13 protein-coding genes are annotated in these 12,824 nt (G+C 40.8%); all 13 read right to left on the bottom strand.

Annotated elements, in window-relative coordinates:
- Positions 1 to 100: 100 nt before the first annotated feature.
- Positions 101 to 871, bottom strand: coding sequence for a TSUP family transporter (locus tag MMO38_RS15590; RefSeq protein ID WP_004673130.1), 771 nt, complete (start codon positions 869 to 871; stop codon positions 101 to 103).
- An 11-nt stretch (positions 872 to 882) separates the two neighbouring features.
- Positions 883 to 1,776, bottom strand: coding sequence for a tRNA pseudouridine(55) synthase TruB (truB, locus tag MMO38_RS15585; protein WP_004673131.1), 894 nt, complete (start codon positions 1,774 to 1,776; stop codon positions 883 to 885).
- A gap of 148 nt (positions 1,777 to 1,924) precedes the next feature.
- Entirely contained in the window at positions 1,925 to 2,296 is a 372-nt protein-coding gene (gene rplS, locus MMO38_RS15580; RefSeq protein ID WP_004673132.1) for a 50S ribosomal protein L19, read from the bottom strand.
- 137 nt (positions 2,297 to 2,433) lie between these two features.
- Positions 2,434 to 3,174 carry a tRNA (guanosine(37)-N1)-methyltransferase TrmD gene (gene trmD, locus MMO38_RS15575; RefSeq protein ID WP_004673133.1) on the bottom strand — a complete coding sequence of 247 codons (741 nt, stop codon included), beginning with the start codon at positions 3,172 to 3,174 and terminating at the stop codon, positions 2,434 to 2,436.
- Between the two features lie 45 nt (positions 3,175 to 3,219).
- Positions 3,220 to 3,768: a ribosome maturation factor RimM gene (gene rimM / locus MMO38_RS15570; protein WP_004673135.1), complete on the bottom strand. Its 549-nt coding sequence runs from the start codon at positions 3,766 to 3,768 to the stop codon at positions 3,220 to 3,222.
- Positions 3,769 to 3,792: 24 nt separating this feature from the next.
- Positions 3,793 to 4,050, bottom strand: a complete 258-nt coding sequence (gene rpsP, locus MMO38_RS15565; protein ID WP_165382351.1) for a 30S ribosomal protein S16 — start codon at positions 4,048 to 4,050, stop codon at positions 3,793 to 3,795.
- A 165-nt stretch (positions 4,051 to 4,215) separates the two neighbouring features.
- The gene (locus MMO38_RS15560) at positions 4,216 to 4,695 is read right to left on the bottom strand and encodes a prepilin-type N-terminal cleavage/methylation domain-containing protein (RefSeq protein ID WP_130160880.1); all 480 of its coding nucleotides are present in this window, start codon (positions 4,693 to 4,695) and stop codon (positions 4,216 to 4,218) included.
- A complete protein-coding gene (locus MMO38_RS15555; RefSeq protein WP_241324099.1) occupies positions 4,679 to 8,914 on the bottom strand; it encodes a PilC/PilY family type IV pilus protein in 4,236 nt (1,411 codons plus the stop codon). Before MMO38_RS15555 ends, MMO38_RS15560 begins: the two co-directional genes overlap by 17 nt.
- Before the next feature lie 13 nt (positions 8,915 to 8,927).
- Positions 8,928 to 9,662: a pilus assembly PilX N-terminal domain-containing protein gene (locus MMO38_RS15550; protein ID WP_241324098.1), complete on the bottom strand. Its 735-nt coding sequence runs from the start codon at positions 9,660 to 9,662 to the stop codon at positions 8,928 to 8,930.
- A gap of 2 nt (positions 9,663 to 9,664) precedes the next feature.
- Complete coding sequence (locus MMO38_RS15545; protein ID WP_277602886.1) at positions 9,665 to 10,879, bottom strand: PilW family protein; 1,215 nt, start codon at positions 10,877 to 10,879, stop codon at positions 9,665 to 9,667.
- A gap of 1 nt (position 10,880) precedes the next feature.
- Positions 10,881 to 11,369, bottom strand: coding sequence for a type IV pilus modification protein PilV (gene pilV, locus MMO38_RS15540; RefSeq protein WP_121928911.1), 489 nt, complete (start codon positions 11,367 to 11,369; stop codon positions 10,881 to 10,883).
- Entirely contained in the window at positions 11,366 to 12,052 is a 687-nt protein-coding gene (locus MMO38_RS15535; protein ID WP_241324097.1) for a prepilin-type N-terminal cleavage/methylation domain-containing protein, read from the bottom strand. The genes pilV and MMO38_RS15535 overlap by 4 nt, the downstream gene beginning before the upstream one ends.
- A gap of 314 nt (positions 12,053 to 12,366) precedes the next feature.
- The gene (locus tag MMO38_RS15530; protein WP_347006104.1) at positions 12,367 to 12,822 is read right to left on the bottom strand and encodes a prepilin-type N-terminal cleavage/methylation domain-containing protein; all 456 of its coding nucleotides are present in this window, start codon (positions 12,820 to 12,822) and stop codon (positions 12,367 to 12,369) included.
- Between the last annotated feature and the right edge of the window lie 2 nt (positions 12,823 to 12,824).

Below are 12,824 nucleotides of genomic sequence, written 5' to 3'. Positions count from 1 at the left end.
CATGTTGTTGTGCTTGGCTGATCTTTCATAATAGAAAGTGTCGTTTTTTTATACAGTGCTATTTAAGTATGTTTTTGTCGTGAAAATTTAACGTTTAGATTCAAGCTGCAACCAAAATCTGATAGCCCAAGCGACAAATTAAGATACTCACCAAAATCAGAAAGAGGATACGGATAAATCCACTGCCATATTTTAAAGCCAAACGAACGCCCAATAATGAACCCGCAATATTCGCTACCGCCATCATCAAACCTAAACCAAATAACACATGCCCAGTCGGAACAAAAAAGCTCAAAGCTGCCAAATTGGTCATAAAATTTCCGATTTTAGACAGGGCTGAAGCATGTAAAAAATCGACCTGTAAAAAACGGATAAAGAAGAAAATAAAGAAACTACCCGTTCCTGGGCCAAAAATCCCATCATAAAAGCCTATCGCAAGACTACCGATTGCAGCAAAAATCAGTAACTTTGGTGTGATGCGTTGATCCACATGGACTTGGCCAAACTGCTTTTTCATCAAAGTATAAATCGCAATCACGATCAGCATGACCAAGACGAAAGGTCTTAAAATATGAGTTGGAATCATCGAGACACATGCAGCACCAGCAAAAGAGCTCACAAAGGCAAAGATCGCAATAACCACCAACAACGGCCACTTCAATTTAACTCGTCGTACAAATGAAAAGGCTGCTGAAGCTGTACCACAAATCGAGGCCAATTTATTGGTTCCGAAAATGGTGGCTGGGGCTGTCTGAGGTAATGCCCCCATCAAGGCAGGAATTTGAATCAATCCTCCACCGCCTACAGCCGCATCAATGGTTCCTGCACAAAACGCAAAGAACACCAGACTCAGAATCAGTTCCCATTCCATCGATGATTACTCTACAAATTCAAGAGGCGTTTTGGTACTAGACGTTTCTTATCAGTGATTTCAGCCAAACCTAAACAACGTTCGCCATCGAACACCAATACTTCTGCAACAGCCTCATGCTCAATATTACTTTCCTGACCATTGCCAAAATACTTTTCACGTCCTTCTGGCAACTGAACTCTAGGAAAATGCGCAATAGGTGCATAGACGGGAAGTAATAAAGCATCTCGTTGTTCTAGCGATAAGCTTTCCAAATACTCAATGGTGTAGTCTGGATTTATCTCAAAATGACCTGTTTGAATACGATTCAAATGAGTCAAATGTCCACCGCAACCTAAGGCTTCACCAATATCCTCACCGAGCACACGGATATAAGTCCCTTTTGAACAAGTCACATCTAAAGTCAGACTATCTTCAGTAAAGCTCACCAAAGTTAAGTCATAAATCGTGACTGGACGTGCTTCTCTTTCAATCTCAATGCCTTGACGCGCCAACTCATACAACGGACGCCCATCCCGTTTTAAAGCGGAATACATCGGTGGAATTTGCTGAATATCACCACGAAATTGCGCCAATACCTGTTCAATGCTTTCTAAGGTTAGATGTGGTACTTCTCTCTGCTGGAGAATTTCACCTTCGACATCACCTGTCGTGGTCGTTTGACCCAATTTGACTGTAGTTTGATAACGTTTGCTTGAATCGAGTAAGTAATGTGAAAACTTGGTTGCTTCACCCAAGCATATGGGTAATAGTCCCGTCGCCAAAGGATCTAAAGACCCTGTGTGCCCTGCTTTCTGAGCATTAAACAGTCGACGTACTTTTTGCAATGCTGAGTTTGAACTGATTCCTAAAGGCTTATTTAATAAAAACACACCACTTAGATGACGATAAGCACTTTTTTTCATAAATAAGAGTCAAAATACAAAGATGCATTTTAGCAAAACTATCTAGAAAAAGTTGCACCTTTAACTCATGGTCAAGGCAAATAAAGACCTATTGGCATAAAAAAATGCGCCTATTGGCGCATTTTTTTGCTTTAAAACAACGTTAAAATTAACCTTGTTTACGAGCTGGTAACTTTTCACGAATACGTGCAGCTTTACCAGTCAATCCGCGTAGGTAGTAAAGTTTCGCGCGACGTACATCACCACGACGTTTCACTTCAATTTTAGCAACAACTGGAGAGTGAGTTTGGAAAACACGCTCAACGCCAACACCGCTAGAAATTTTACGAACAGTGAAAGCTGAGTTCAAACCACGGTTTTTCTTCGCAATCACAACACCTTCATAAGCCTGAAGACGTTCACGGTTACCCTCTTTTACTTTTACCGAAACAATAACTGTGTCGCCTGGAGCAAAAGATGGGATATCAGTTTTCAACTGTGCATTTTCAATTACTTGAACTAAAGGATGTTTACCACTCATTGTGGGAATCTCCATAATTGCGGGAGAGAAGAGGTCTCTTACACCGCTGGGGATAGAGGCTAAAGCGCATATCGACCCGTTTAACTTTCTCTTCACGACAGACTGTCAATAAAGAGCCTATTTATACTTAAATAATTTTAAGTATCTAAACTTTGCAACCATTTTTTTTGCTGCTTGGTCAACTCGACTTTTTCCACCAACTCTGGTCGGCGATCTAAAGTCCGTTGATAGCGCTGCAAAAACCGCCATTTCTCGATATTGGCATGATGTCCAGATTTTAAAACCTCTGGAACATCCAGACCTTCGAAATGATCAGGCTTGGTATATTGTGGACAATCCAATAAACCATCCACAAAAGAATCTTGTACTGCCGACTGGTCATCTGACATCACATTCGGCAAACGACGAATGATACTGTCTAATAACACCATCGCAGGCAGTTCACCACCCGATAAAACGTAATCCCCAATTGACCATTCTTGATCAACATAATGCTGGATTAAACGTTCATCGACCCCTTCATAACGCCCACACAATACAATCAAGCCATCATAGTCGACAAATTGTTGTACTGCCTGTTCATTTAAGGTTTGCCCTTGCGGTGACATATACACCACAGGTGCATGAACACAGCCTGCTTGCGTAGCGAGTTGTTTGGCATGGCAAATCGCTTTCGCCAAAGGCTCAGCCATCATCACCATACCAGGACCACCACCAAATGGACGTTCATCCACTCGTTTGTAGTTGCCCTCAGCAAAATCTCGTGGGTTGATGCAAGTGACTTGCACGATGTCACGTTTCGATGCACGCCCGCTAATCCCGTATGCTGTAATCGCTTCGAACATCTCAGGAAATAATGTGATGACTGCAAAAAACACCGCAGACTCCTTTATTATCCTGCTGCGCGACTATCCTCTATAGGATTAGTAATCTACGCCCCAATTGACGTAAATACGACCAGCTTCAAGATCAACGCGTTGTACCACATCTTTATGCCAAGGAATCATGCGTTCCTCAGAGTCAACGCTGTCAAGGGTTGCTTTTACAACCATGACTTCATTGGCACCCGTTTCAAACAGCTCATAGATTTGACCGAGATTAACTTCCTGCTCTTCATCATCCAAACCGAACACGGTTAAGCCTTTAAGATCAGACCAGTAATACTCGTTCACATCCGCTTTTGGAAGCTGTGATTTGGCAATCCAGATATCCACGCCAACTAAGTTTTCTGCGCCAGTGCGATCATTTACACCTTTTAACGCAACAACCAAGCCTTTGCCATGTGGTTTCCAACGTTTTACATCGATTGTTTGCCAACCTGCCTTGGTCTCAATGTACCAAGGAAGGTAGTCAAACATATTGCTCATAGGTTCAGTATTTGAATACACCCAGAGCCACCCATTTAATCCATAAGCTGAACGTAACTGTCCAATCTGAATACGATCTTCTGGTACATTCTGTATTGGTGTCATGGGTTACCTACTACAATACAAATGTTATGCAGCAGCTACAGCTTTCTTAGCTTGAGCAGCTAAAGAAGCAACACGCTCTGAAGGTTGAGCGCCTTGAGCAACCCAGTGTGCAAAACGATCAGCATCTAAACGAAGTTTTTCCGCTTGACCTTGTGCAGTTGGGTTAAAGAAACCGATACGCTCGATGAAACGACCATCACGCGCATTGCGGCTATCAGTCACAATAATTTGATAGAACGGACGTTTTTTTGCACCACCGCGCGCTAAACGAATAACAACCATGAGAACAACCTTATAGTTTTTACGGATTATCCCTGCGCCGACCATCGACAGCATTTCAAACCCCTTTAATAGAGGGCGACATTCTACGTTAAATTTAGACTGAAAGAAAGATCAAATATTAAGTTATCCGCAGCTTTGAATTTAAATATTTGAAATCCAAATTCATTACCAATCTTCTGATTCTGTACCACAACTCTGATTGGTAATATTGGCCGTGGTTTTGGTTTTACATTTTATGCCCGTACTGGTGAGTAATAAGGAATAATTACGGGGACTTTGGCTTTCGGCTTTGAGTGACCAAGCCTGTGAATTTACGTTCAAAATCAAAGTAAATTTTTGCTTTCCTGTTGTCGTATCCAATGGAATCAGCAAAGTTGTATTGGTTGCATTCGGAACATCGAAGTAAGGTCCTTTATTTGTCGAGGTTCCTTTCAATACGAAACCATCATAACTAAAGTTACGTGTCCGATGTTTTTCTAATAGAGCAGCGACTTTATGCATTTCTTGTTGTGCCGTTGATAAATCTGCACGGCGTATATAAATGTCATAACTGGGGATCGCTATCGCTGCCAAAATAGCAATGATAGCGACAGTGACCATCAGTTCAATGAGTGTAAATGCCGATTGTTTATTCATTGCTTTCATACCATTTGAGTGGCACAAGTTGACGGCGCATGGTGTTGATTGGCATGGCATTTCCACCAACGATGCTATCTTTGGCATTTGGGTTTAAAATTTGGCGCGTCGCCTCATTTTTCTTATCGAGTCCAGTACCAACACCCGCCATAACATCAACAATACCTCGACCTGCACCAAAGCTCATTTCAGTAACATTTTGCTCACAAACACCAAATGGTAAACAATAACGTTGCACCGTAGTAATGCCTTGCGCTTGTACCCGACAACCATCAGTTGTACCGTTTGGATTATAAACACTGGCATATAAGCTCTTATTCATCACGACCATTTCACCCAATACTTTGCTCGCCGCTGTATTGGTTATCTGTTTTTCATTGCCATTTTGTTCAAGTTGCTTGCCAATCACTGTTTCAGCAGATACATACCAACCATTTTGCACACGCTTATTACCTGAAGCTTGTAAGTCAGCTAGTGTTAAAGCCACACCATTTAAATCAGCGATTTTCATTTCTTTTAAGTCGCTTAATAAAAACTTTGCTGTGGCACTTCGGGCTTCAAATTTAAAATTAGGATGAATCACTTCTCGATCAAAAAGATTATAAATCGTACTGGTTGAACTTTTATCACTAAATGGAAGACTGCGGTTTCCTGAAGCAATGCTAATCACTGCACGGGGCTGTTCATAACCATATACACTAAAGTTAGGCGCTTCATAAAAACGCTCTTTTGAATTTGTAAAAATAAGGCGAGCAAATCCAGCGTTATTGCCCACACCCAACTTCGAATCAAAATCTATACGCCAAACCTGCCCACCCAAATCTCCAAAATAAAGATGATCCGTCAAACCATCGCCATTACGATCTGCGGTATTAATCCGGCTCACCACACTATATTTCATGGCTTCAATCTTTAAACTACTGGCAGGATTGGCACTGGCCCACCATAAAAGCGCACCATTTTCGGCATCAAACATATATATACCAGCACCTTTTTCATTTGCTTGGTGTGTATAGTTTTGATCTTCATACCGAGCGTCATAACCACCACCGACGATCATGACGCGTTTCAGCTTACCATTCCATGCGACCTGAGTAATGGTCGGTTTTGACCAGCTCTGCCCCATTTGACTCAAAGCTGTTTGTGTATTCGTGTCATCTATAATCGTATCTTGATTAATGATACGTCTATGCTCAGGATCAATATGAAATTTAAGTTTCGGAGTATTTAAACTCACCAAGTCAAGTGCATAATAACTTCGTCCACCCATACGTAAACCACCATAAGCAATTTGTTTTCCCTTTGGTGCTTTACTATTTGATGAGTCTATTGAACCAACGGTAGCTATAACTTTACTGCTCCCATTACTCGCTTTTTTCATGCCATAGACATATTCACTATATAAGGTCCAAGCCCCGTCTATGCCGTATGCCATATTGGCTTTTAAGCCTGTTTTTTCTTTTAAGAAGGCATTCCTTTGTCGGCTATTTTCAAGCATTTCATTTGGAACAAAAGCAAACTGCTCTTTTCCAGTTTCAGCATCAACTACATGAAGTAAACCTTGTGTTGTACCAAACAACATATAATCTTTTCGAGTATCCTCTACAACATCACCATTTGCGTCAAAAGTCGCTTCTTGGGTCAATTTTATTGGCGTAGAATGTAGATTCATGCCCACTTGCCAATTACTACGATTGGCTTCAGTTAGATCATTTGCGGTCGCACCCTTCTCTAACTTGTAACCCAATAAACTCATAAGATAATAATCTTCATCCTTCACATTATCTCGCTTATTTGGATCAAGCACACAGCGACTTTGATTTGAAGTATCTAAATAATGATTATCAATGGCTTTAAGTTGACGTGTAGCAGTAAATCGAATATTACCCTGACCATCATTTTCACAATCACGGTTAATCAATAAGGTACGTCCAGTCGTATTTTCAGTGGTACTTAAATCCTCAAGTTTGGCGAGCAGACCACCTTTATTCCAATCTTTTACATCATAACTAGGTGCACTTGTACTCCACGCATCTTTAAGCTTATAAACAGAATTATCATCTTGGGTGTAATATTTTTTGAAGTTCCCCAACCAACTGGCTTTTTCAGTCGGTTCAAACATACTTTTATAGACATCATTGGTCATACGATATGGGGTAAGCGGATCAGCAGGAAGCGTTTGCAAACCAATTGGATCTGACTCCATTTCGACAAGGCTTTGGTTAAAATCCAAAATCCCCTCAGCAATACTTTGAGCACTAGATAGTTGATACCAACCGCCGCCGCCATGCACTCCCCAACGCGCCAAGTTTGCAACATCTGCATTATAAGCAGCTTGATCTAAAGGTACAGGCAGTACGTTATTGAGTATTTTATTAAGCTTTTCAATTAAATCCCCTAAACCAAGCAACGATAGAACAGGGTTTAATGCTTTTACAATATTTGCTACAGGTTGTAGTAGGCTTGATAAAACGGTTTTCGGTGCTTGAATCGTCCCTAATTCCTCTGAGGTTTTGGCATTTGGAATATGGGCAAAGTCGCGACCAATCCCACCAACACCTGTTTTTATACCAACACCATTATTATAAGTACCTTCTTTTAGAATACCTGCATAGTTTGCAATACAAGACCATGTCGCAGATGTTGAACCATTTGTCCAGCCACTCGGAACAGTGCCACAATTAAAAACGGTATTACTGGATGGGTCTAATGATCGACTCATTAATTTACGAACAGGATTATTGCTGGCGTTAAATGGCTCTCTTGTTGCCCCTCCTAATAGTCCATCGAGTAAATTTGGATTTAAATCTGGGACACTACCTGTCAAAACATACAAACCTTTAGCACTACACTCAGCACTCGTTGCTGGCGGTCCGACATAACGATTGCCAGATTTACTAGCAGTGGTAGATACAGGGAAACCACTATATGCAGATGCATACTGAAGATTTCCATTATAACGATAGAAAGATTTCCATTGATTGAGTTCTAAACCAATCAAAGATGTACCAGTCGTAGGTAAATCATGGCAATTTGTACTATTTGTTGATGTACATTGATTTTTATACCAACCAGGCGCATTTCCGCCTAGACCTAATAAACTACTATCCCTAAAAGGAGCCGACCAGTTAACACACTTTCCTACCTCATCAAGTGTACTACATTCTTGATACTCTCCTAATTTTATCAATCCAATACCTAAAAGGCTTATTTCTATTTTTCTTGCACGGCCAACTTCAACAATCCCAGTACCTTTAGTGGTGTTACTGAGTAAATAAGCGCCCGTTTCAGCATAGGCTGTGGCTGTCGGTGTACTTAAGCCAGCAAGGTTTTTTAAATCATTAATTAAAGTCGGAATCGTACCTAAAGCACCAACAATCAAGCCAACAAGATCAAGCGCCAATAGTTTTCCAACCAGCTCATTCACTTTTGTGGTAATACTAGCCGCGGGATCAACACTGCTCACTTCACTTATTTTTGCTTTAATTTTGGCACGTTGTGCGGCATCAAGCGGCTTTGCTTCAACTGCAATCATACCTGCCAACTCATTTTTTCCAGTGCCTGATTGATTCATGGCTGGAAAAACAGATAGACCTACAGAAACGTTATCAGGCAAAGCATCAATCCCTTTTCCTGAATTACCGTCAATCACATCATGGATTGCTTGTTTAACACGGTACAAACGGTTGTAACAACGATAAGCTGGGCCTGCAATTGCCAACGGTGGATTCTCAACCAGCTCACAACTGTCTTTAATATACTGCACAGACCCTCTCAACCCGAGTAAATCTGCACCTAAAATAGGATTGGTAATACCATCAACACCTTCTAAAATTTGCGTTACCAGCAATGAGGGAATGTAACAAGAATGTGGATCTGTTGGCGCACCAGTATCTAATTTCACTAAGCCTAATAAATTAAGATCAACCGTTGCGATACTGCCCAATAAACTGGTGACATTGCCAAGTAGACTGCCACTTAAACACAATGGATAGTCACGCTGTAAATCTGCAATTGGATCCGCTCCCATACTTTGGGATAAATCCACCATTAACATAATCGTATTACTACTATTATTTTGCTGATAAATCTCAATATCGCTTGCAGATGCAACTGAAGATAGCACTAAAAAACTCGATAATACCGTGCAACTCAACAACAACCCTCTTGTTCTATTTTTTTGCTTACACTCACGTTTTGTTAGTTTTTTCATTTTATTATTATTCATGACCCTTTCTCCCTTATGAACCTGATGGCTCAAAGTCAGATAAGAAGCGATATTCTGCTACTTGCATATTATACAAAAGGCTTTCTTCATTATTCTTTAAACAGTCAGCCACTTCATTTGTGCCGTCATTATCTATACTTTTGGTTAAACAGCCCTGCTTAATATCCGTACTCCCCAAAAAGAGCGTCTTATTTGGATCGAACAACAACCCCTTCATTACCGATACCACATAGACACGTAAACGGATGTTGTTTTCAGTTTTTGCTCCTAAGCTTTCAGTCCCACGAGCAAGGTCAGCAAATGGTACTGACACATCGTCTGTCTCTCGTTTAATATGAACCTGCGTTACTACTGCCGAACGACCACCAGATACTGAATCGTTATTACAGGCTCCACCACCCGTTGCCATGTTTAAGAAAGATGAGCTATTGAGACGATAACTTGCATTACTTAATTGAAATGGCTCAGCCCCAGAAAAACAAAATACCAATTCAGCTTCTCTATGATTTTCATTTCTAAAAAATCCAACGATTCCATTTATAGCTGTAATATGCGGTCGAAATGCAGGGTCCTGAAAAGCCATTAGAGCAGCATCAGAGTTTTGCAATAACAACGTTTGCATTTGATTATTACTCACCAATTTCAATGAGCTAATACTCTGACGAATCGCAAGCGTTCCTATAATCGTAATCATCAATACGATCATCAACACAATGATAAGCGTTGAACCTTTTTCATACTGAATCATATTCAAGCCCCCCCTGTACATGTTGACCCTGCACTACTATCGCAACCTTCAGTCACCCAACCCATCGCATTTCTAAGCGAGACTGTTTGATCAACCACTTGGCGTAAACGAGTATCTTGATATGTGGGTGTGAGTGTTACTTTGGTACCGAGCACCTGAAATGGTTCTTTATTTCTTTCTTTAATAATGTTTTGACTACCAGCGCTATCTGCTGATTGGACCAATACACCAAGCTGAATCGCATGAACATGTGGACGTACAGGCCGCATTACACCATCAATATTTTTATTTTTAGCACTCAAAGCCATATAGTTTTTGATATCGGTATAAGCGAGTGTGCTATCGGCATTATCCAGTTCGCCATCGATATAGCCTAAACGAACCTGAAAAAAATCAACATTCGGCAAAATAACCTGACTATCTTGCCAGCCTAATGATAACGGCGGATCAGTTTCACTAAGAAGATCAAGTTGCGCTTGCGTATATTGGGCCGCTTGACAGCGCAACGATTGACGCAAATCCGTTGAAGTTGAACCCACATAATACCTTTGCACCACAAATGTATCTTTTGCTAATGTATTTCCAGAACAATCAAAGCCCCCTTGTGGTGCCTGATAACGAATTAGGAGTTGGTCATTGGTTAACCCTGCTACATTCGCGTTGCCAAAACTCGTTAACTTATTATCAGAAAAACAGGTTGCACAGTTTAGATTGATTTTTGACCCTACATTATTCGATGTCAGGATAATTCCAGAATAAGCAATTTGATCGTTAACAGCGGGGATTGGAGAGCTTAAATTGGCTTTACGAACATCATCAATAATAAAGTTCAAGCCAAAACTTGCACTGTCCTGAATATGTGACATCGCTTTTTGCAGCTTATAACTGGTTACCCCTGTAATAAAAAGCTGGATTGCGGCTGCAACAATAATCAGACCTAACGCAAGTGAAATCATGAGTTCGATCAAGGTAAATCCTGAGCGAGAGTTAACAAAGTGAAACTTTGTCCGAGCGTAAGACGGAGAGCTATGCTCGAAGTGACCCTGTGCCGCAAGATGAGAAGCTATGCTTCGAGGACGAGAGTTCCGAGCGCAAGACGAAGAGCTATGCTCGAAGTAACCCGATGCCGCAAGACGAGGAGTCTTACTTCGAGTACGAGGACTAGCTATGTAATGCAGCGAGCTGTGCTCAGCATGTTTTAAGAGACTTCTTTTCATTTTAATAAGCCTCCAAAAACAAACAGTGTGACCCTTTTACATACACACCGTCTTTGATACATGACTCTACCCCTTGACTGTCTGCCAAAGTGGTCTCTTCCCATGCGACATAAATACACTGCCGTGTATTTCCAGTTGGACAGTCAGCAATCGATAGATTCATTCCATTATTCTTCGCTTGTACAGCCGCATTATTTAAATCTTGTTCTGCGATACTTGCAGCATCGCCTGCCGTTGTTGCAACATCTTCTGTCGGAATGGTTAACGCACCAACATTATAATTTCCATCTCTAACAGCTTGAGGGTTGGCTCTCATCCGTTCAGCCAAATCACGAGCAATCGTCAATCCAATCACTTGCTTACTCGCTTCCAAACTGGCATCGACTGCTTTCAACTGTAAGGCAGCAAAACCAAGTACAGCGATTGCTAGAAGTAATAGCGCAACTAAAACTTCAACTAAACCTACACCTTTTTGTTTGTTATAATTCATGTGCAAGCTCCCTCTTTTATTGTTGTATCACCCGTTATCCCAACAGCAATACAATAAGAAAAGCCATTCCGCAGTAAAATAAAATTGGTAGCAGCAGCTACACTGCCATTGTTTCTAAATTTAAGATAAGTTTCTGAACGACTATCAACTGTGACTCCTTTTTCTAAATGAGACACAAATATCCTATTTTTATTGGTATCCGTGATCGTAAGTGCTGTTGAACAATTGGCTTCTGATAACGAGCTTAGACAAACACCAGTTGACTCTCGAAGCATCACGGCTTGGGCCCTAGCCTCAGATACTTTCATCGCCACGTCACGTGCTGAAGATTCCAGTTTTTGACGTGAATACATACTGGCAAAAGAGGGGGCAGCCATCACAGCAAGAATTACAATAATTGTAATTGTCACGATCAGTTCAAATAACGTAAATCCTGAGCGAGGATAAACAAAGTATAACTTTGTCTGAGCGCAAGACGAAGAGCTATGCTCGAAGTTACCCGATGGAGAAAGACGAAAAGCTGTGCTTTGAGTATGAGGATAAACAAAGTGCAACTTTGTCTGAGCGCAAGACGGAGAGCTATGCTCGAAGTGACATGGTTTACATCGAGCATGGCTCGACCCAATAGCTATGCTTCGAGTATGAGGCGAAGCGTTAAGCTTGGAATGATATACTTGTTGCATATCGCCCTCCATATGCACAATTTTTATAGTTTTGATTTATGTTCTAATGTTTAATTATCAATTTCCTACCAAAACGCCATGAAATCTATTTTTTATGGATGAAAGGTAGATATTGTCAGATAACTGCAAAAATATTAAATACGAATCCACATTTATTAAAATAAAGATAAATTCATCACAAAATTAAGCTTATTTTTAGTATAAAAAATAATTGCAACATTAAAAAAATTAATCTATCCCTTGCGATAAAAAGAAGAAAAGCAAATACCTTTCGATATTTGCTTTTCTTAAAGATAGGGTACTTTATGAGGGAGTTAACGACCATCCCAATTAGAAGTTGCGGATAGTGCGCATACTGTTGCCGCTTTCTCCCAATATTTTTGTCCTTGATCATTTAAGCAAATTACACCATTACCAGCCTGTAATGTTCCTGCTTTAGGCGTTGCAATTAACAACCAAGTTCTAACTCTTGCAGAGGCTGCGGTAAGAGCTACGCCATCCGCATCAGTCAATACAATATCATATAGAGGCTGTGCTCTGGATATCGTCGTCGCACCATAAATATTTGTTGCTGTTCGTCCTGCATAGCTATTATTTGCCATTTTAAACGTTGCCAAATTACGTGCTATTTGCAACATTTCAGCCTGTGCATCTGTACGCTGTACTCGAACTTTATAGCCAGTATATGCTGGATAAGCGATCGCCGCCAATACACCAATAATCGCAACAACAATCATAAGCTCAATGAGGGTAAAACCTTTTTTATGCACGA

It is taken from the genome of Acinetobacter sp. NIPH 1852 (assembly GCF_022549455.1).
Taxonomy (GTDB): domain Bacteria; phylum Pseudomonadota; class Gammaproteobacteria; order Pseudomonadales; family Moraxellaceae; genus Acinetobacter.
Note: the sequence above shows the minus strand (reverse complement) of the source record. Positions and strands in the feature narration are given on the sequence as shown.

Excerpts from the sequence above, each read along its gene's own strand:
- MMO38_RS15590 (WP_004673130.1), bottom strand. The coding sequence starts at position 871 with ATGGAATGGGAACTGATTCTGAGTCTGGTGTTCTTTGCGTTTTGTGCA.
- truB (WP_004673131.1), bottom strand. The coding sequence starts at position 1,776 with ATGAAAAAAAGTGCTTATCGTCATCTAAGTGGTGTGTTTTTATTAAAT.
- MMO38_RS15535 (WP_241324097.1), bottom strand. The coding sequence starts at position 12,052 with ATGCAACAAGTATATCATTCCAAGCTTAACGCTTCGCCTCATACTCGA.
- rplS (WP_004673132.1), bottom strand. The coding sequence starts at position 2,296 with ATGAGTGGTAAACATCCTTTAGTTCAAGTAATTGAAAATGCACAGTTG.
- MMO38_RS15555 (WP_241324099.1), bottom strand. The coding sequence starts at position 8,914 with ATGAATAATAATAAAATGAAAAAACTAACAAAACGTGAGTGTAAGCAA.
- MMO38_RS15545 (WP_277602886.1), bottom strand. The coding sequence starts at position 10,879 with ATGAAAAGAAGTCTCTTAAAACATGCTGAGCACAGCTCGCTGCATTAC.
- MMO38_RS15550 (WP_241324098.1), bottom strand. The coding sequence starts at position 9,662 with ATGATTCAGTATGAAAAAGGTTCAACGCTTATCATTGTGTTGATGATC.
- pilV (WP_121928911.1), bottom strand. The coding sequence starts at position 11,369 with ATGAATTATAACAAACAAAAAGGTGTAGGTTTAGTTGAAGTTTTAGTT.
- MMO38_RS15560 (WP_130160880.1), bottom strand. The coding sequence starts at position 4,695 with ATGAAAGCAATGAATAAACAATCGGCATTTACACTCATTGAACTGATG.
- rimM (WP_004673135.1), bottom strand. The coding sequence starts at position 3,768 with ATGACACCAATACAGAATGTACCAGAAGATCGTATTCAGATTGGACAG.
- rpsP (WP_165382351.1), bottom strand. The coding sequence starts at position 4,050 with ATGGTTGTTATTCGTTTAGCGCGCGGTGGTGCAAAAAAACGTCCGTTC.